The sequence below is a fragment of the Acetobacter pomorum genome, assembly GCF_002738225.1.
Classification (GTDB): domain Bacteria; phylum Pseudomonadota; class Alphaproteobacteria; order Acetobacterales; family Acetobacteraceae; genus Acetobacter; species Acetobacter pomorum.
Window position 1 is genome coordinate 1 of record NZ_PEBQ01000056.1, and the last position, 19914, is coordinate 19914.

Annotated in this window: 19 protein-coding genes and 1 pseudogene; 8 read left to right on the top strand and 12 right to left on the bottom strand. The window is 47.4% G+C overall.

Annotated features, from left to right (window positions below):
* Nucleotides 1-681, top strand: a pseudogene (locus CSR02_RS03690) (Hint domain-containing protein); the annotation flags it as partial.
* Between the two features lie 86 nt (nt 682-767).
* Here CSR02_RS03690 and CSR02_RS03695 read toward each other — a convergent pair.
* Both CSR02_RS03695 and CSR02_RS03700 read right to left on the bottom strand, forming a co-directional pair.
* Nucleotides 768-2444, bottom strand: a complete 1677-nt coding sequence (locus tag CSR02_RS03695) for an alpha-keto acid decarboxylase family protein (protein WP_099540607.1) — start codon at nt 2442-2444, stop codon at nt 768-770.
* Between the two features lie 313 nt (nt 2445-2757).
* Nucleotides 2758-3348 carry a histidine phosphatase family protein gene (locus CSR02_RS03700; RefSeq protein ID WP_099540608.1) on the bottom strand — a complete coding sequence of 197 codons (591 nt, stop codon included), beginning with the start codon at nt 3346-3348 and terminating at the stop codon, nt 2758-2760.
* A gap of 116 nt (nt 3349-3464) precedes the next feature.
* Between CSR02_RS03700 and CSR02_RS03705 the strand changes: the two genes are divergently transcribed.
* From CSR02_RS03705 to bfr, 3 genes are all read left to right on the top strand, one after another.
* Entirely contained in the window at nt 3465-5429 is a 1965-nt protein-coding gene (locus CSR02_RS03705; RefSeq protein WP_099540622.1) for an esterase/lipase family protein, read from the top strand.
* Nucleotides 5426-6451, top strand: coding sequence for an Lnb N-terminal periplasmic domain-containing protein (locus CSR02_RS03710; RefSeq protein WP_099540609.1), 1026 nt, complete (start codon nt 5426-5428; stop codon nt 6449-6451). The genes CSR02_RS03705 and CSR02_RS03710 overlap by 4 nt, the downstream gene beginning before the upstream one ends.
* Nucleotides 6452-6633: 182 nt before the next feature.
* On the top strand, nt 6634-7122 hold the full coding sequence (gene bfr / locus CSR02_RS03715; RefSeq protein ID WP_428182527.1) for a bacterioferritin: 489 nt from the start codon (nt 6634-6636) through the stop codon (nt 7120-7122).
* A gap of 48 nt (nt 7123-7170) precedes the next feature.
* Here the strand turns inward: bfr and CSR02_RS03720 are convergent, their stop codons facing one another.
* From CSR02_RS03720 to CSR02_RS03740, 5 genes are all read right to left on the bottom strand, one after another.
* Complete coding sequence (locus CSR02_RS03720; protein WP_099540610.1) at nt 7171-7530, bottom strand: ArsC family reductase; 360 nt, start codon at nt 7528-7530, stop codon at nt 7171-7173.
* Nucleotides 7531-7567: 37 nt separating this feature from the next.
* Nucleotides 7568-8014 carry an HIT family protein gene (locus CSR02_RS03725; RefSeq protein WP_042788405.1) on the bottom strand — a complete coding sequence of 149 codons (447 nt, stop codon included), beginning with the start codon at nt 8012-8014 and terminating at the stop codon, nt 7568-7570.
* A gap of 70 nt (nt 8015-8084) precedes the next feature.
* The gene (locus CSR02_RS03730) at nt 8085-8648 is read right to left on the bottom strand and encodes a DNA-3-methyladenine glycosylase I (protein ID WP_099540611.1); all 564 of its coding nucleotides are present in this window, start codon (nt 8646-8648) and stop codon (nt 8085-8087) included.
* Nucleotides 8649-8662: 14 nt separating this feature from the next.
* A complete protein-coding gene (locus tag CSR02_RS03735; RefSeq protein WP_099540612.1) occupies nt 8663-9094 on the bottom strand; it encodes an ArsR/SmtB family transcription factor in 432 nt (143 codons plus the stop codon).
* A 4-nt stretch (nt 9095-9098) separates the two neighbouring features.
* Nucleotides 9099-9779, bottom strand: coding sequence for a peroxiredoxin (locus tag CSR02_RS03740; RefSeq protein WP_099540613.1), 681 nt, complete (start codon nt 9777-9779; stop codon nt 9099-9101).
* A gap of 88 nt (nt 9780-9867) precedes the next feature.
* Here CSR02_RS03740 and CSR02_RS03745 point away from each other — a divergent pair, with 88 nt between their 5' ends.
* Both CSR02_RS03745 and CSR02_RS03750 read left to right on the top strand, forming a co-directional pair.
* Nucleotides 9868-10794 carry an MBL fold metallo-hydrolase gene (locus tag CSR02_RS03745; RefSeq protein WP_099540614.1) on the top strand — a complete coding sequence of 309 codons (927 nt, stop codon included), beginning with the start codon at nt 9868-9870 and terminating at the stop codon, nt 10792-10794.
* A gap of 31 nt (nt 10795-10825) precedes the next feature.
* The gene (locus CSR02_RS03750; protein WP_099540615.1) at nt 10826-11611 is read left to right on the top strand and encodes a sulfite exporter TauE/SafE family protein; all 786 of its coding nucleotides are present in this window, start codon (nt 10826-10828) and stop codon (nt 11609-11611) included.
* Here the strand turns inward: CSR02_RS03750 and CSR02_RS03755 are convergent.
* Entirely contained in the window at nt 11606-13297 is a 1692-nt protein-coding gene (locus CSR02_RS03755) for a SulP family inorganic anion transporter (protein WP_099540616.1), read from the bottom strand. The two genes, CSR02_RS03750 and CSR02_RS03755, sit on opposite strands and share 6 nt — an antisense overlap.
* An 80-nt stretch (nt 13298-13377) precedes the next feature.
* Between CSR02_RS03755 and arsC the strand changes: the two genes are divergently transcribed.
* A complete protein-coding gene (gene arsC / locus CSR02_RS03760; protein ID WP_099540617.1) occupies nt 13378-13725 on the top strand; it encodes an arsenate reductase (glutaredoxin) in 348 nt (115 codons plus the stop codon).
* Between the two features lie 69 nt (nt 13726-13794).
* On the opposite strand, the gene CSR02_RS03765 is transcribed toward arsC, so the two are convergent.
* Genes CSR02_RS03765 through CSR02_RS03780 form a run of 4 tightly spaced genes read right to left on the bottom strand, consistent with a single transcriptional unit; the run spans nt 13795 to nt 18799 of the window.
* Complete coding sequence (locus CSR02_RS03765; RefSeq protein WP_099540618.1) at nt 13795-14535, bottom strand: pirin family protein; 741 nt, start codon at nt 14533-14535, stop codon at nt 13795-13797.
* 9 nt (nt 14536-14544) lie between these two features.
* Nucleotides 14545-16068: an efflux transporter outer membrane subunit gene (locus CSR02_RS03770; RefSeq protein WP_099540619.1), complete on the bottom strand. Its 1524-nt coding sequence runs from the start codon at nt 16066-16068 to the stop codon at nt 14545-14547.
* A 4-nt stretch (nt 16069-16072) separates the two neighbouring features.
* On the bottom strand, nt 16073-17149 hold the full coding sequence (locus CSR02_RS03775; RefSeq protein ID WP_099540620.1) for an HlyD family secretion protein: 1077 nt from the start codon (nt 17147-17149) through the stop codon (nt 16073-16075).
* 15 nt (nt 17150-17164) lie between these two features.
* Entirely contained in the window at nt 17165-18799 is a 1635-nt protein-coding gene (locus CSR02_RS03780; RefSeq protein WP_099540621.1) for an MFS transporter, read from the bottom strand.
* 120 nt (nt 18800-18919) lie between these two features.
* On the opposite strand from CSR02_RS03780, the gene CSR02_RS03785 reads away from it, so the two are divergent.
* Nucleotides 18920-19843: a LysR family transcriptional regulator gene (locus CSR02_RS03785; RefSeq protein ID WP_042788419.1), complete on the top strand. Its 924-nt coding sequence runs from the start codon at nt 18920-18922 to the stop codon at nt 19841-19843.
* Nucleotides 19844-19914: the final 71 nt, after the last annotated feature.

A 19914-nucleotide genomic window follows, 5' to 3' on the forward strand; every position in this document is an offset into this window, starting at 1 on the left:
CATTCCGTTATCACCGCAGATGGCATGCTGACAGAAAGCTATCTGGATACAGGCAACCGTTCTGCCTTCCAACAGAAAGGCAAGGTTGTGCGCATAGGTGGCACTGTTAAAACCTGGGCCAATGATGCAGGCGCGCCACTGGAAGTTGCACGTGCCTTTGTTGAACCGCTGTTCCACGCTCTGGAAGGGCGCACAAACAATGTTGTTGACCTGCAGATTCCTACAACAGTTGAAACCACAACAGATCCAGACCTGCACCTGCTTACAAACACTGGTGCTGTTGTACGCCCCATGCGTAAGTCTGCCCAGCACTACAGCTTTATGCTGCCGCCTAATACAACATCTGTGCATATTGTTTCCCGCGCCAGCCGCCCTTCCGATGTTATCGGTCCGTTTGTAGATGACCGTCGTTATATGGGTGTTGCTGTGGCAGATGTGCGTCTTCTGTGCGCCAAACAGTCACACGACATTACGGCACATCTTCAGGCTGAAAAACCGGAAGGTTGGTATGCTAGTGCCAACACAACACCCCACGCATGGACTAACGGCAATGCCATGCTGCCATTGGGAGACCACCTGACCGAAGGCAAAATGGGCATCCTTTCCATGACCATTCGTGCTGCTGGCCCCTATGTTATGGAAGATCAGAAAGCAGCAGAAACAAAAGTACGTTCTGCCTGATTTTTAATTCATAAGGTGTAGAAAAGGGCCCTATCATAATGATAGGGCCCTTTTTTATATTTATATTTCTTGCTTGATCAGAACTTTTAGGATGCCTGAGGCTTTCTGGAATTAGCCGCAGCAACCTTTTTGCCCCATTTCACCAATGTTTTGGTGCAATCAGAACGTTCGATCTGACATTCAATAATGGTTGGTCCTTCACGGTTTGCCTTGGCCTTTTTAATGGCTTCTGCCAACTCACCAGCCGTTGTGGCCTTTAAGCCTAAGCCATGACCATCTTCCGCATTAAACACTTCCATCAGCCCTGCGTAATCCCAGTTCTTGATGTAGTTATACGGACCATCATGAATGGCAATCTCAATTACATATCCACGGTTGTTAACCAGGAAAATGATAACTGGTAGCTTGTAACGCACCATCTGCGCCATTTCCTGCGCAGTCAGCTGGAATGAACCATCCCCTACCATCAGAATATGCTGACGTTCCTGAGAACCCATAGCGTTCCCGAATGCGGAAGGCACAGACCAACCAATATGGCCCCATTGCATTTCCAGCTCAACACGCGCACCGCGTGGCAGATCCATACGCGTTGCGTTGAACCAGGAATCACCCGTTTCAGCAACCAGCGTGGTATCTGAAGTCAACATTGCGTTGATCTGACGGGTCATTTCATCATTTGTCAGACGTGCATCTGCTTTGGTAGGGGCAATAACAGGAACATGCTTTTTGCTTTCCTGCGCCGTGAGCGGACGACTAGGTGCTTTCTTTGCCAGTTCCTCAAGGAACTCACGCAAAGTAAACCCTTCATATGTTTTTCCACTCACCGTTACCCGGTTCGGTTCTGCCAGCAGAACATTGTCTCCCTTGGGCCACGCGGTCCAACCAACAGTGGAATAATCGTTAAAAACTGGTGCCACACAAATAAGGGCATCAGATTTTTCAACCAGTTCCTGCGCTCCGGGTGAAGATACATCCCCCCAATAAAGGCCACGAAAACCTTTGTGATCTTCAGGAAAAAAGCTTTTTGCCGCCGCCATAATGGTAACAGCGCATTCCAGCTTATCTGCCAGATGTTCTGTTTGCGCCTGAGCATGGGCCGCCCGCACCTTGCTCCCCACAACCATTGTCACACGCTGAGATTTTTCCAGCAGACTAAGAGAGGCTTCAACCGCAGCCTTAAGGCTGACATCATCTACCCGCACTTCTGCCAGCAAGGAAGAAACAGGACCCGGACGCACACATTCTGCATCGGACACATTACAGGCTATTTCCAGATATGCCGGCTTACGTTCACGCAAAGCCGTGCGAATAACATGATCAATTTTTGCAGGTGCAGAAGCAGCATCTGTAATGCTTTCTGCCGCACACGTGACATGCCGCATCATTTCGAGCTGATAGGTATAATCATCCGTGCCCAACGTATGGTGCAGAATATGCCCTGTTCCGTAATCATTACTGTTAGGAGAACCAGAAATCAGAATCACTGGCAGGTTTTCTGCATAGGCGCCGCCAATGGCGTTCATGGCAGAAATAGCCCCAACGCTAAAGGTTACAACAGCTGCTGCTGCCCCGTGGGCACGTGCGTAACCTTCTGCACTAAAGCCACAGTTCAGTTCGTTACAGCAATAAACCTGTTCCATTTCTTTATTGACCAAAAGCTGGTCCAACAGAACCAGATTGAAATCTCCTGCCACAGCAAAATGATGCTTTAATCCGATCTGAGAAAGACGTTCAGCAAGATACATGCCAACTGTATATGTCACGGTTTTATAACTCCTCATCGAAATATTCTTAAAAAACGGCCTTTAGCTAAAACCCTCAATCAGATAAATGTCCAATATATGAAAACGCAGTATCTCATATAAAAAATATATCCCGTAACTATAAAATATCTCTATTCGAGCCACCAAAAACAGCACAACATGCTGATATTAAGTGTTTATTTTTGTCCATAAAATGTTTTCAACATTTTGATGTATAAATATTTATAGAATATATGATAATCCTGTCACCGTATTGTGAATTATTTCTACGCCTAAACAAGAATTTCAATTATACTTCTTTTTAACGGTTACCTTAAAACGGTGCAGAAAGCGTAAGAATACGCCATTTTCCGCATCTACCAGAAAAAACACTCAAACTTTTTGGATGAATATCTAATTTATGCTGTATGCTAAAGGAGTTTTTTATATCATCCACCAAAATACAAGCACTTAATGCACGTATCACAGGCGGTGTTGCTATAACCAAGATTGTTTCCTGATTTTTGACCTTTTTAAATAAACCATCCAACCATGCCTTCAATCTGATGTGAAAGGCAAACATACTTTCTCCCTCTATAGGAGAATATTCAGGATCCATAAAATTTTGCTGTTCTATAAGAGACAAACTCCGCAAATCCCGCCCACCCCAAATGCCATAATTTCTATTTTGCAGTTGAGGCTCCATATCAAAACCTTCTGGTAAAACAGACTGATCTTCATCGATTAAAATATCCGATGCACAGAAGATATGGGATATAGAGTATTCCTGTAAAAATTTTTCCTGCATTATTTTAGAGAAATGAATTTTTGTAATATCTGTTCTTTTAGAAATATACCCTTTGCGAACCTTTTCCGACACAAAGGTACTGACCAGAAGAACACGCATAACAGGCAAACCGGACATAAAATTACCCTAGATGAAAAGGGATGACATTCCTTTATTCCATTTGCCACATTGTAATGAACATCGTAAGTTCCACCCCACATTTTAACGTTTGGATATGTTTTGCGGAAAGCATAATGTTTGTTTTTTCAATGAGTTTTATTAAAAAATTAAATCATAAATCTTGTTGCGTTGCTGTCTTTTTAGCTCTTGCAGGTTGTGCGCCTCCTGTTTCAGTTCAACAACTCAGCCTGACCAAGGCTTATCAGGAACGTAACCATACGGCTCTGAATGGAACTGCACTTAGCAACACCACTCGTATTGTTCTGGAACGCCAAAATTTGCTGGGTGAATGGCAAAAACACCCCAGCGCTGCCATAGATACCTTGCGCAAAAGCACGCAAGACCAATTTTACACACCTGATTTAAACGACCAGTTATTTGCTTTGGCCGAGCTGAGTTACCTGCGGGGCAAAAAACACAAATCGCGCACAGATTTCATGGCTGCTGCCTTATACGCGTATGCCTACCTCAACCCGGAAGATAAAACCACAGAACATCCAGATCCATATGATCCACATTTTCGGCAAGCATGTGATATTTATATGCTCAGCCTGAGTGAAGCCTTGGGTTCTCCTGCCAATATCAATGCTCAACATTGGGTACTTCCATTTGGCGATTTAGACCTTTCAGCCAATCCAGCAGAACATATGTGGCATGGCTATGAACTCACAGATTTTCGTCCCACGGCGCGCCTTGCCGTAAACGGCGTTAAAAACATTTATAGCCATATGGGATTAGGAGAGCCCCTTGCTGCCATTCCGCATGTAGATGGGCGTGCACCTTCTTCTTTTACAGTCACAGATAAACTGCGCATTCCTGTAAGTCTATTTATGGAAATCCCTGATCCACGCAGGCAAGTTCTTTCTAACCATATCTCAGGCCATTTCACTCTGACAGCTCTGGATGAAAATGGCCATATTCTCACAACCAACCATACACTTATCCCCCTGCAGTATGATCAAACAGCTTCGCGCGCATTGAGCCTAAGTAATGCTGTAGACTGGTCTAGCGAATACAAGGGTTTTCTGGATGGTCGTTTTTTTGACAATGGCCGCAAACCGCAACTTATTGCCATAGAACCGCACCGATATGGGTGCATTCCTGTCGTGCTTATCCACGGCACTGCTTCCAGCCCTGGCCGTTGGGCAGATATGGTGAATGACCTGTTGGAAGATCCGGAAATTCGTTCCCATTTCGAATTCTGGTTTTTTTCCTACGCTACAGGAAACCCCATTCCCTACTCTGCCTTACAACTCCGTGAGGCATTGGAATCCGCCATCCAAAACAATGGTGGTACACAAGCCGATCCTGCTTTGGGACATATGGTGCTTATTGGCCATAGCCAAGGGGGACTGTTGGCAAAAATGCAAGTGATAGACGCCAAAGATAAACTTTGGAACGGCCTGACACATCACCCATTCAACAGTTTACGCCTCACTCCTAAAGCCCGCAGCTTCTTGCAGGAAAGTCTGTTTCCAAAACCATTGCCAGAAGTCCAACAGGTTGTTTTTATTTCCACACCACAACACGGCAGTTATCTGGCTGCACTTTCCTTAGCGCATCTTGTTGGACGTATGGTGACATTTCCTGTGAGCCTGACCGAAGTCATGCAACAGGTTGTGGCCGGAGAAACTGGCTCCATACGGGTAGATATGAGCCCGTGGCGTATGGGAAGTGTATATGGCATGACCCCCCATAGCGCCTTTATTCGCTCTCTGGCTTCTGTACCTGTTGTGCCAGAGGTACGCACACATTCCATTATTCCAGTGTTGGGAGATGGTCCCTTAGCTACGGCAGATGATGGGGTTGTAAAATATAAAAGCGCCCACGTGCCTTATGCTGATTCTGAACTGGTTGTGCGGCACTCTGGGCATTCCACCCAATCCAACCCCATTACCATTGCAGAAGTACGCCGCATTCTGTTGGAGCATTTCGCCCACCTTACCCCAGGGATTCCAGAAACAGGTGATATGAGCAAACAGAATATCACACGCATTGGCGGTGAATATCAGCCTACAACACCTCCGGTACATCCATGAAAAACCTGCAACATCAGTCCTCGGCACATAAATGGTTTTTCTGGATAAAAGTAACTGGCACTCTTCTGTTTAGTCTTTATTCTGCCGCAGCTTTTTACTATTCCACCTTAACACCGGATAATGTGCGTTTAGCACTTACCATTTTATTCCCGCTGCTTGTTTCAGGGCTTTTCTTTTTTGCACCAACGCGGATCAGCCATCGCGCCATTCCTGTTCTGGGCACACTTTTTGTAATCTGGTATCTTACGGACCCACCACGCAACAACCGTGACTGGGCGGGAGAATATGCCTTGCCCGCAGATGCGGTTCTAACCGGCCGCACTGTACATATTCAGCACATACGAAATTTCAAATACAAAACAGAAACAAATTACACACCGCATTATTACGATGCCACGTATAATCTGGACGATCTTTCATCCGTAGATATGATTACATCTTACTGGGCAGGAGAAAGTATTGCTCATGTTTTTCTGACCTTTGGCTTCAAGGATGGGCGACACATTGCCATATCCATTGAAACACGTCGGCAAAAACGCTTTCCCTATTCTGTTATTGCTGGTTTCTTTCATCATTATGAAATGTTTTACGTAACCGCAGATGAAAAGGACTTAATTGGCGTTCGCACTGATATTCGTAAGGAACGCGTCTATCTTTATCGGCTCTTTATTTCGCCGCAAACGCGTGAGCGTCTGTTTAAGAGCTATCTTTCAGAAATTCATTTCCTACACACACATCCTCGTTGGTACAATACGCTTACAGATAACTGCACTACAGAAATCCTCTCCCGCGCAGGCGCGCAACTCCAGTACAGGCTAGATTGGCGGGTATTGCTCAGCGGGTATACGGCCTCTTTGGCGTATGATCTGGGGCTTCTGAACACACAGTATGACTTCCCTACCCTTAAACGACTCAGCCGCATTTATCGGCCAGATGGTGCTACGCCAGATGATCACTATTCGCAAGAAATCCGGGCAAATTTACCTTTGGACAAAGGAGTTTCACTTCCGCAAAACAAATAACAGAAATGTTATAAATACCACTACACAGTTAAGATACTGTTCCGGAAATAAAAAAAGCAAACAACATTTGCGAATAAGAATTACTTATTGAAACTCATTGATATTTAAAGATTTTCTATTTGCATTACCCTTTAAATTACCGTAAAAGAACCTGACATTCCTCCTTCAAAATCGGGAAACATATCATGGTAAAAGATCCTAAAGTTATCGAACATCTGAACACGCAGCTTACAAATGAGCTGACAGCCATCAACCAGTACTTTTTACATGCACGCACTCTACGCCACTGGGGCGTAACCCTGCTGGGCAAGAAAGAGTATGAAGAATCCATTGAAGAAATGCGCCATGCTGACTGGCTAATTGAACGCATTCTGTATCTTGGTGGCCTTCCCAACGTGCAGCGCCTGAACACTATCCTGATTGGTCAGGACGTGAAGGAAATTCTGGAATGCGACCTGAAGCTGGAAGAAAAAGCTCTGGCTGACCTGCGTGAAGGCATTGCCTATTGCGAAAGCGTGCGTGACTTTGTTTCCCGCGATCTGCTGCTGAAGATCCTTGAAAATGAAGAAGAACATGAAGACTTCCTGGATCGTCAGTTTGATCTGATCAAGCAGATTGGTATTGAACGCTATATTCAGCTTAATTCTGCTGCTGCACCTGATCAGGAATAATAACTTGATTAAAGAATATGGGGCCAAGTGCCCCATATTCTTTACCATTTAATGTATAGCAAATAGATCCATATAAACTTCTGGTTTAAAACCCACTATAATCTTTCCCTCCCTGTCTAGAACAGGTCTTTTTATCAGGGAAGGATAAGCAACCATAAGCGCCAACGCCCGTTCTTCATCAATATTTTCTTTTTCAGAATCTGGCAGTTTGCGAAATGTTGTACCTGCCTTATTCAAAAGCTTTTCCCAGCCAACACTTTGTGCCCACTTTTTAAGTGTCGCTGTGTCTATTCCTTGCGTTTTATAATCATGAAACTGATAAACCACGTTATGCGCTTGCAGCCACTTCATGGCCTTACGCATCGTATCGCAAGATTTTATGCCGTATATCGTTATTGCCGCACTCATAATGCCTCCATTCGCAAATCAACCTTTTCATCCTCCCTTATGGTTGGATATTCAAAAGTTTCCGCATTTCTTCCATAAAGCTTGCATCCTGCTCCAGATCAAACGGACGTGCAGAAACGCCAGCATAACCTACACATACAGGCTTGGTTTTTACGGTATCTGCTTCTGTCAGATAGCGCGGCACAATATGCGTATGGAGTGAAGGTTCCTGATTACACCATGTTTCATAATTGATCCGGGTTGCTCCAGCTGCCTTGAGCAAAGCATCCCCAACTGTTACGCAATCTGCCAGATATTGCATGCGTTCTTGCCCGTGCAGGTCATTAAGGCTGGGCACAATAGGGTCTGCCAAAAGCTGGCAATAACCTTTTACGGGCTGTGTATCGGCCACAATAAGCCAGCCTGAAGGCATACGCCCGATAACCTGAGGGAACTTTCCTTCCCTTGCCCATTCAACACGTTGCTGAATTATATTTTTTGTCATGTTCTGCCTCAGTCATAATTTTGCGTTCTGCAACACGCCTGAGAACAGCTATTTCATGTGGCGTATTGCACTAATTACAAGCATGGTACCGGAAACAATCTGGTTCATGTCCATTTATCATGCCCGCAGCCTGCATCCATGCATAAACAGTTACGGGCCCCACAAAACAAAAGCCACGTTTCTTTAATTCTCTGGAGAAATTCTGCGAGGCCGTAGTTTGCGCAAGCAAATGAGGAAACGGTGCTTTTACATAATCCCGTTCTGCCATATGCCATGCAAAAACTGCAAAATCTTCACCTTGTGCCTGCATATGCAAATAGGCACGTGCATTTTGAACTGTTGCTTCTATTTTCAAACGAGAGCGGATAATACCCGCATCTTGCAACAGGTTTTGCACATCCTGTTCTGTAAACAGGGCCACTTTTTTTGGATCAAACTTGGCAAAAGCTCTACGAAAGTTTTCACGCTTTTGCAGTACCGTATTCCATGAAAGCCCAGCCTGAAAACTTTCCAACACCAGCATTTCCCATAAAAGGCGGGAATCCTTAACGGGCCTACCCCATTCAACATCATGATAATCACGCAACAGCTTGTTTCCACAGGCCCATTTGCACCGATGCCGATGAGAATCCATGTAAATTTCCGACTTTAGAAGCGGCGTTGAGGTTGTATCGCCTGCACAAAGGCAAACTGCGCACCTTCTTCTTGAAGAGCTTGATCTTTTTTCCTGTTTGATTTTACCCCTCGTTGCTCAGCAAGCTCATGTGTTGCTGACAACAGGCTTTTATCACCTTTTAAAAGGCCTATCAGAACCTTTATACGCAAAGCTTCATCCTTGCTTTGCAGGCTATAATAGATTGTACGCGATTCACGGCGCGGAACAATAAGATTGGAGCGCCTTAATGTGCCCAGCTGCTGGCTCAATGTAGGTTGGCCAATCCCGGTCTTGCTTTCCAGCTCTCCCACTGCCAACGCCCCATGCTGTAAAAGAGCATCCAAAATCATAAGCCGTTGCGGCTGGGCAAACAGCTTAAGCTGCTCCACTAAATGCTTTGCTTCATCCAAAGACATCTCCGCCATGCGCTTATTGCCTCTGATCTGGCTTTAAACACATAAACCATGATGGCCCCGCCTGCGTAACAGCATCCTGCGTTTGCACTGTAGGCAACACCACTTTTTTGCCAGGTGTCCAACCTTCTGGAGTCAGCGCATCACCTTCATCCACCCGTTGCAGGGCGGCAAGCAAACGTAACAGTTCTACCACAGACCGGCCAACTGTCATGGGGTAGCATGTTGTGGCACGCACAATACCTTGCGGGTCAATCATGTACACACAGCGCACAGTTGCACTATTCCGTGCCGTTGCATCCAGCATGCCATAAGCACGCGCGATAGCCATGGAAGGATCTTCTACCACAGGGAAGGGAATCCGGATATCAAACCGTTCCCTTATCGCTTCAACCCATGCAAGATGCGCAGGCAGACTATCCACCGAAAGCCCGATCAATGCACAATTCATATCCGCAAATTGCGAAGCTGCCTGTGCAAATGCAATAAATTCACTGGTACAAACCGGCGTAAAATCTGCCGGATGAGAAAACAGCAGCACCCATTGCCCACGCAATGCGCTTAACGTGAGCGTGCCTTGGGTTGTCCGCGCCATAAAATCTGGAGCGACATCTCCAATTCTGGGTGCGGCCACCACTGGCTCCATTGAGCTGGTGTCTATAATGCGGTCATTCATAGCAGCAGTGTTTACGCGCATTCTTTATCTTGACGCAAGACTGTTTCATTCTTAATTAAAGTGTATATTCATATTTACTTAAAATAAGAAACTGTTGGGAGTTTTCCATATGTCAGATCCAGCTATTGCCGTAGCCACCCAGCAGATTCTGATGGCTGCGCAGCACCCTGAACAACAGCCGGTTGTAAAAACCTTTTTTGATGAGAAAACCTTTACAGCCAGCCATGTCGTGCATGATCCACAAACCCTGATAGCAGCCGTTATTGACAGTGTTCTGGATTATGACCCGGCATCTGGCCGCATTAAATATGATTCTGCCCAAAAAATCGTAGACTATGTGCGTGCTGAAAAATTGCAGGTTGCTTGGCAGCTGGAAACACATGCACATGCAGATCATCTTTCGGCAGCACCATGGTTGCAGGAACAACTTGGCGGCAAATTGGGTATTGGTGCCAATATTGTTGAAGTGCAGAAGGTTTTTGGCAAAATCTTTAACGCCGATACCAGATTTGCACGTGATGGATCACAGTTTGACCATCTCTTTGTGGATGGAGAGCAATTCAAACTGGGAAACCTCAATGCCATAGCATTGCACGTGCCAGGCCATACCCCTGCAGACATGGCATTTATTATTGGTGATGCTGCTTTTATTGGCGATACATTGTTCATGCCAGATTACGGCACCGCACGTGCAGACTTTCCCGGTGGAGATGCCCGTATGCTGTATCGCTCCATCCGCCGCCTTTTATCCTTGCCTGCGGAAACGCGGCTTTTTCTCTGCCACGATTATAAAGCTCCTCATCGTGATACCTATGCGTGGGAAACTACTGTTGGCGCAGAACGTGCACATAACGTGCATGTGCATGAAGGCGTAAGTGAAGATGATTTTGTAAACATGCGCACATCACGAGATGCAACACTCGCCCTGCCCAATCTGATTATGCCTTCTGTGCAAGTAAATATCCGTGGTGGACATATGCCGGAGCCAGAAGATAACGGCACCAGCTACATCAAAATTCCTATTAACAAGCTCTAAAACTGGCTGATCTTTCTGGATACCCGCTTCTATGCTCACCTTATCTTTTACCCATGTACTGCTGGAACTCATGTCTGGGGTGCTGGTCGGTTTTACTTTGGGGTTAATTGGTGGCGGAGGATCCATTCTGGCAGTGCCGCTTATGATATATCTGGTAGGTGTAAAAAACCCTCATGTCGCCATAGGCACCAGCGCATTGGCTGTTGCCGTTAATGCACTGGTAGGGCTAGCACACCATGCACGCAACCATACGGTAAAATGGCGCTGCGCAGGTGTTTTTGCATCTTGTGGCATAATTGGTGCTTTTGTTGGTGCCCATATTGGCAAAACAATAGATGGAAAAAAGCTGCTTTTGTTTTTTGCCTTGCTGATGATTGGTGTAGGTATTCTCATGCTTCATGGGCGGCATAATATTGGCTGCCCCGGCGCAAGTTGTAATAGGCACAATGCCCCAAAAGTTATGGGCTATGGCTTGGGTACTGGCCTTCTTTCAGGTTTTTTTGGCATTGGCGGCGGTTTTCTTATTGTCCCTGGGCTTATTGCTTCTACCGGCATGCCTATTCTTAACGCAGTTGGCACATCTTTGGTTGCTGTTTTCGCTTTCGGATTCAGCACTGCACTAAGCTATATGTTCTCCGGCTACATAGATTGGCAATTGGCACTTCTGTTTATTGTCGGTGGCGCCATTGGCAGTTTGTTTGGCACACGCACAGCACAACGTATATCCGGATCCTCCAATCATCTCACAACACTTTTTGCATGCATCATCTTTATTGTGGCCATTTACATGATCTGGCAAAGTGTGCAGAAATTATAAGACCTTTGCGTCACCACACAACTTACGCGCACTTGCCAATGCTGTATGCAACTGCATGTAAATATTCTCCTTTCCCAGCACAGGAGTAATATGGTGGCGATCCATATCCTTTAGAAAAAATGGTGCAACACGGCCAAATAAAACAGTAATTCCGCGTGCATGTAACTGTTGCAACACATCGCGCACAACTTGCGCTGCTGAATAATCAATATCAGTAATAGCGCTGCAATCCACTACAATACACTTTACCGGATTTGGTGCGGATGAAACCAGTTCCATAATATCATCTGTAAACAAGTTACAGTTTGCATAAAACAAATCCGCACAAAAACGATAAATAATAATACCCGGCATACTTTGTTCTCCGGGAGCCACAGCTTGCGCTTCCAATATTCCGGTTGTGGGTTCTGGTGCCATAACCAACGTATGCGGCATGTAACTATGCCGAACGTGCCGGAACAAAGAGAGCGCAATAGCAATAAAAATACCCTGTTCCACGCCAACACTCACAACGGTAGCAGCCGTTACCAGTGCCAGACGAAACTCGCCTGGGCTTTCATCCCGGATATGAACAAGAGCCTGAATATCTATCATCCGTATGGCCACACAGAACACAATGGCCCCAAGCACACAGCGAGGCAAATACTGTAATGGTGCAGGAAAAAACAAAAGTACACAGGCCGTAACTGCCGCAAAAACCAACTGTGCTTTTTGCGATCTTGCACCCGCCTGCACCGCCATAGCCGTTTGTGTGGGGCTGCCATTAACAGTAAAGGTGCCTGTTAAGGCAGCCGCTGCATTTGCAGCGCACAAGCCCACAATATCTGCGTTTTCATCAACATGTTCATGAAACATATTTGCAAAGGCGCGCGATGTTGCTGCACTTTGCGCAATAATAACAAAAACACAGGATGCAGAAATAGGCAGCAAAGCCAGTACATCATGCCAACCCGGAACTGGCACAGAAAACGCTGGCAAACCACCACGTATGCTCCCCAAAATGGCAACATCGTAATGCTGCAAGTTGAGCCCCCAGCTGCAAAAAATGCTGACAAGAACAACGCACAAACCTATTGGCCAATGTGGCTTCTGCCTTGTGCCAGCTAACAGCACAACACAGCTCAAGCTAGCAATGGCTATACTCAGCCCCTGCATCTGCCCAAAGCCCTGAAACAACCCAACAGCCTGAACAAGTGTGTTGTGAGAGTTCGAAACCAAGCCTGTCATATCATACAACATGCTCAATCCGACCTGCACGCCTACGCCTGCCAAAAATCCCACCAACACCGTGCGAGATAGAAAATCTGCCAGAAAACCCAACCGGCATAAGCGGGCAACCAACAAAAACCCGGCATTAAGCAAAGCAACGGTGCTAACAAGCTCCATATACCTAGCGCTGCCAGGAGAAACTATTTCTGACAAACCACTGGAAAAAATGGCGGCCGTAGCAGAATCCGCTGCAACAACCAAATGGCGCGAAGAACCAAACAAAGCAAACGCCACCAGCGGAAACAGAACGGTATAAAGCCCACATACAGCAGGCATTTCGGCAATACGGGCATAGCCCAGAACTTGTGGAATATTCATGGAGGCCAGAGAAAGCCCTGCCAGCATATCTGACCACGACCCAGATTTTTTGGTTATCCGTTGGCCGAACCATTTTTTTATGCCTGACAAGGGCGCCATATTTGCTCCATCCTACTCTATTTACGTGCCATGATAGCCTCAAATATCATAATTGAGACCTCACTCTTTAGGATGCACCTATGTCAGTCACTCTTTACCATAATCCTTCGTGCGGTACGTCACGCACAGTTCTGAAACTTATTCGGGAAGCAGGTATTGAACCGGAAATCATTCTGTACCTAAAAAATCCCCCAACCCGTGCAGAACTGGAAGACATTCTTGCAAAAGGCCATTTAAACGCGCGTGATATTTTACGTAGCAAAGAGGCTTTATGCCAGGAGCTGAAATTGGATCAGCCCGATATCAAGGACGATCAGATTCTTGATGCTATTACTGAGCATCCCAAACTGCTTAATCGCCCTATAGTTGTTACTTCCAAGGGCGCAAAGCCCTGCCGTCCTGCAGAAATTGTGCTGGATCTGCTCTAAAACTTCAAAAACATACGCCCGTTTCTGTTATCTGCCAGAACAAAAACGGGCGTATGTTTTTATATTTCATCAGAACTCTTTAGCGGCGACATCAGACAAAAGTAGCACAGAGTTTTTTTGCGCAATAACAATCAGATTCTGCTGTTCAGTTATTGCAGCCGCATCACCTGTGTTGAGGATATTTCCATCCACTGTGACTATGCCGGAAACAACCAATAAATAAAGATCACGCCCCGGAGTGGTATTATACGCGGCTCCCTGCCCTGCCGGTATGCTGGCGTGTAACAGGCGTGCACGCGCTGTTAGGGTAACAGGGGCCCCATCTGTAATCTGTTCCTCTTCTTCCGGGTCATCTTCCGGAAAACCGGATGCCAGAATTCTAAAACCACCATGTTCCAGTTCAGGAAAAGCAGCGCGTATTTCTTGCGTTGGCTGTAAGCCCTCCACATCCGCCATAAACCAGAACTGGATAAAAGCCGCACCAGTTGCGCCTGCTTTCCATTCAAGTGCTTTACATCCTGTGCCTGTGCTTACAAGATGCACACCCCCTGCCCTTATTTCTTCCAGATCAAACCCTTCTATCTGGCTGCTCAGGTTTCCCGCAGATAACCATGTCAGAATATCCACATTGGTTTCTGCCCCCAGATAATATGCTTTTTCCGGCGTAAGCGTACCAATGTTCAGCACACGTAAACGCCCCTCATGCGTATGTGCTGGATCTTGATAGTCAGCAAACGCAAAGTGACAGCGTAATGTCAGCGTATCTGAATGTGCACATCCTAGGGTATCAGCACGCCTGATTGTTATCATTGTTTAATTTCACGCATGTTTTTGCACTTTCGTTTTTTCCGGATAGATATTTTCCCATCCCCCGCCAACAGCACGATAAAGATGCGTAACAGATCCTGCCACACGTGCTGTGGCATCCGCCAATGCACTCTGGGAAGACAGCAGGGCATTCTGTAACGTTAAAACATTCAGAAAATCAGATGAGCCTTGTACATATTGGGCCTTGGCCGTATCCACGGCAATTTCGTTTTCATGCACTGCTTCCGCCAACGCATCTCGCTGATGTTGTGCCGCAGTAAAATCCGCCATGGCATCATCAATTTCCTGCCATGCCTTTAAAACCGTACGCTGGAAAAGCGTCGCCGCTTCTTTCTGCTGCGCCTTACGCAAATGCAACTGGCCTGTCAGCCGTCCGCCTTCAAACAAGGGCAAAGTGGCTGTAGGGCCAAAACCATACTGACGCGAGGCCCATGATCCTAACCCACTAAACTGCAGGGCTTGCACATCCAGACTGCCAGATAACGTAACGCGTGGAAAAAAATCTGCAATGGCCACACCAATACTGGCTGTGGCAGCATGCAGATGATCAGCCGCCATGCGAATATCTGGCCGACGTTCCGCCAGTTCCGATGGCAGACCAACAGGCACCAATGCAGGCACAAGCGGAATCTGCCCTGGTGGCCCAAGTTCTGCATCCAAAGCCCCTGGTTCACGCGAAACCAGAAAGCTCAAAGCATTCAGCATATGTGTTGCCTGAGCCTGCAAAGGTGCCAAACGTGCTTCAAATGTATGAAGCTGCCCTGTGGCTTCCGCCACATCCAAGCGCGTTGCAGCCCCTTGTTCAAAGCGTAATGTGGTCAGTTTTACGCTGTCTGTCGCAATCTGAATGTTATGTTGCAATATGCCAATCTGGGTTTGAGTATTACGTAAAGCAATATAATCCTGCGCGGTTTCTGCCATTAGAGACACCAGAATATCACGCCGCATTTCCTCGGTTTCATGCATGGCCGCTGTGGCGGCTTCCACTTGCCGGCGCACATGCCCCCAGAAATCGACCTCCCAAGATGCATTCATGCCATATTGAGGTAAGTTGAATGATGGGTTGCCCACACTTCCGGGCAATGCTGTTGGCCCAAACCCTTGGGAACCAGATGCAATAGACCCTGCCTGTTCACGCTCCATAGTGCCCAGCAAACCCAGAACACCATTGGTGCTGGCCCGCTCACGCCCGTAAGATGCATTGGCTTCTGCATGTGGAAACTGCGCGGCACTAGCAATACGCCGTTCTGCCTGGCTTTGCATTAACCGCAAACTGGCTGCTTTAAGGTCCAAATTGGATGCTGCGACCTCATTTTCCAGCTTTGTCAGAACAGGATCATGAAACAGCGTCCACCACTGCGGATCTGTTGAAGCTGTAGTCATCTGGCTTTCTGCTGGCGGTTGCGTTGCGCGCCAATCTGCTGGTGCCTTGACTTGCGGCTTATGATAGTTCGGTCCAACAGTGCATCCAGAAAGCACCAGAACAGACAGACCAGAAAAAAGAAAACGCTTCATGACATTACTGCCAGATATAACGGGAGTTATTGGCATGCGGGCCTTCTGGCTTTGACACCGTATCAATATTCACTTCAACAGACATGCCAACACGCACCTTTGCCGCAAGCGGCTGGTCTGGATCAAACGTAAGTTTAACGGGAATACGCTGCACAACTTTGGTGAAGTTACCCGTTGCGTTATCTGGCTGAATGGGTGCAAACGCCACGCCTGTAGCAGGTGCCAATGAATCCACATGGGCCTTGAGGGGATGACCGGGGAATGTATCCACCCAGATGGTCGCACTTTGGCCGGTTTGCACTTTTGTAAGCTGTGTTTCCTGAAAATTGGCGAGCACATAAGCTTCATGAACAGGTACTACAGCCAGAATACCCGTGCCAGGATGCACATAATTGCCCACACGCACACCACGCTCACCCACTACGCCATCCATGGGGGCTGGAATGGTGCAGTAAGACAGGTTCAATTCTGCCTGTTTTTCATCACCCTGCATCCGCAGCAAAACACCACGTGCACGCTGAAGCTGGGCCTTTAAAACAGCCACCTGCCGAACGGCTGCATCCACCCCGGCCTGATCACGCGCCACAGCTGCAACAGCTTCTTTTTCATGCGCTTCAGACAATTGTTTCTGCTCAATCGTTCCTGCACCGCCAGAAGAAAGATTGCGGTATCGCGCGGCGTTTTGCCGCGCAAATATCAGTGCAGCCTGATCTGCCAATACAGCAGCACGTGCCTGCGCAATAACAGCATCCTGCCGGCCAAGTTCGGCTTCCAGATTGGCAACATCGCCTTGGGCCGCCAACACATTACCTTGGGCCACTTCCAAAGCCGCGCGGTAATCATCATCCTCAATATGCGCCAGTTCTTCACCCGCATGCACAAGCTGGTTATCCTGCGCAATCACCCTATCAATACGGCCTGACACCTTAGGTGCAACTGTAGGGAAATCTGCTGTGACATACGCATCATTGGTATATTGATTGCGGCCATCACCATTGATCAGACGCGCACCACCCCACGCAACAAGGGCAAGCACAGCAGCAGCACAGCCAGCATAAAGCAGCGGTTTTTTATAGATCATCATCTGTATTCCGGATTAGCGGGCTGGAGTATTGGGAGATGGGGCACGCGGCGGATAAACCCGGCGCGGAAGAATAAGGTTCATGCAGGCGTAGCCAAGGCAGACCCAAATCAGCACATAATAAATATCGTTCAGAGCCAGAACGAGCGCCTGCTCATGCATATAGGTATGAAAAACCTGTAGTGAATTACGGGCAACATGTGCACTATCGGGGGATGTAACGGAAAGCTGCTGGGTAATGGGATTGCCCATACCCTGAAGTGCCAGACCATGTGTGCCATGATGGTCCAGCAACATGGTGGAATGATACTGCTCTCGCCTACGCGTAAAAGCAGCAAACAGCGCATAGGCAACAGCGTTAGCCAACCCTTTAAGCATATTGACCATGCCGGAAATAAACGGACCATCGGCAGGCCCCATGGCAAGAGTTGCCAGCATGAGAGTGGGAATAACCGTCATGGGTTGCCCAAAGACCTGAAGGATTTGAAGGGGATAAAAATTATCCCGCACCCAATCCACAGTGAGCCATGTACCTAACCATGCAGACGCTGCCAGACACAACATACCAGCAGCCAGCACAAAGCGGCAATCAACCTTGCGGCTATTACAAAAAGCCGCAATTAACGGCAGCATGATAAGCTGCGGCAAAGCCACAACCAATGAGACCGGAGCCGTTTGAATAGGCCGATATCCACGCACCACAGAGAGATAGGTGGCGGGTATATCCCCCATAATCGCACAGATGGCGAGAATACCAACCAAGGACAACAAAGCCGCCTGAATATTGCGCGATCGCCAATACTGAATACGAAAATAAGGGCTAGGATGAAAAGCCTCGTTAATCACAAAAACAATAAATGCCGCACCACCCCAGAACGTCAGATCTGTAATAACCGGGGAACGGAACCAGTCCAGCCTGTCCCCCTGATAAAGTACGATCACTAAAGAGCAAATAGCGGGCAACCCCACCAGCACCCCAAGCCAGTTAAATTTCTCAAACCGCTCAAAATGCATTGGATCTTTTGGCAAGCCATAGGCCATCATTGCAATAGCCAACGCAGCAGTTGGAATAATTTCCCAATAAAGCCAGTGCCACCCAACGCGTTCGAACCAGAACGCTTCCAGCGGCAAGCCCAAATTAGGCCCGAAGGTGGCGCTCATGGCATACCCTCCAATGCCAAAAACCCGAATTTCTGGCGGAAGGTATTTCAGCATCACCGTCATCAACACCGGCGGCAAACACCCTGCAGTTAGCCCTTGAAACGCACGTAGAATGCACAACGATGTAACATCCGGCATAAATGGCGCTGGAATGGAAAGCAGTGCCAAAGCGGCGGTCATAAAAATGGAAAAACGATAAATTGAGAACGTCATATAAAACCACGGCGTAAATGCCATGGCCGCAATATTAAACGCCTCATAAATCGCAATAACCCACGTGCCTTCATCATGACCAATGTGCATGGCGCCGCGAATATCGGACAGGCCGATTTCGGTCACATGTTCATTAAACCCGGCAACATGGACAGCCAGCAGCATGCCCAAACAGCCCACAACAGTACGTAAGCCAAAAGGAGGAATATAAGAAGGGCGTGGTGGCGCGGCATGAATAATCGGTTCACCCACCCCTTGTGCAGGAACAGCGCTCATACACGCACTTCAATCTGGCCGCGATGTCCCCGACAACCCCCATTTCTGATAAGCGACGAATTCGATTTTTGGAATGAAAATTTCTGGTCATTCCAAAAATCAACATCTATGCTTGGAAGAATGAAAGGGTACGATCTTGATCTGCTTCGCTACCTTCAGGTGCTGATTGAAGAAGAAAGCGTCTCTCTCGCTGCGCGTCGGCTAAAAATCAGTGAACCGGCCATGAGCCGTCAGCTTGCCAAACTACGTAAAGCTTTTGCTGACCCCATTCTTGTGCAATCTGGCCGCCGCATGACGCCTTCCACCTTTGCTACGGGCATTTTAAGCCGCGTGCAGGATCTGATTCAAGCAGCAGATAGCCTTATAGAAACACGTGCTCTTGCCAATCTAGCAAATATGGCCCCCACATTTACCATTCGTGCCAATGACCTGGTGGTGGCAGCACTGGCTCTTCCTTTATTGGAAGCACTTAAGAAAGATTGCCCTCGTTGCGAGGTTATCTGGGCACCTGAACTTGATGCTGCTGCCTCTGATCCATTACGCGATGGCAGTGTGGATTTGTATATTGGCGCAACAGACATGATGAAGCCTGAAATACGCCGCCAAACTATTTTTCGGGATTATATGCGCGGCCTTGTGCGTAAGGAACATCCTATTTTAGCCCAGCCCGTTACACCAAAAAGCATGGTACTTTACGATTATATCAGTGTTTCACGTAGAGGACGTGCACAGGGCCCTATTGATTGGATGCTACGCAATCAACACGGACTTACACGCAGGATTGCAATGGTGGTTCCCAATTATCACGCAATGATAGAAAGCATGAAAAACACTGATCTCATTTTGCCTTTACCAGGCATTGTGATTGATCATATCTCTTTAGATGCTCTGGGCCTGACATCTTTTGAATTCCCGCTATCACTTCCTTCTGTGGAAGCATTCCAAGCATGGCATCCACGGCGTGATATGGATCCTGTTCACCGCTGGTTAAGAGAAACCCTTTTTCGTGTTTCCCGACAGGTTTTGACGAAATTCCCCCCTTAAGGGTTCGAATCCCGCCGCGGACACCACTGTTTTAGCCGCAAAAAAGCCGCCTCTGGGGGCGGCGTTTTTTG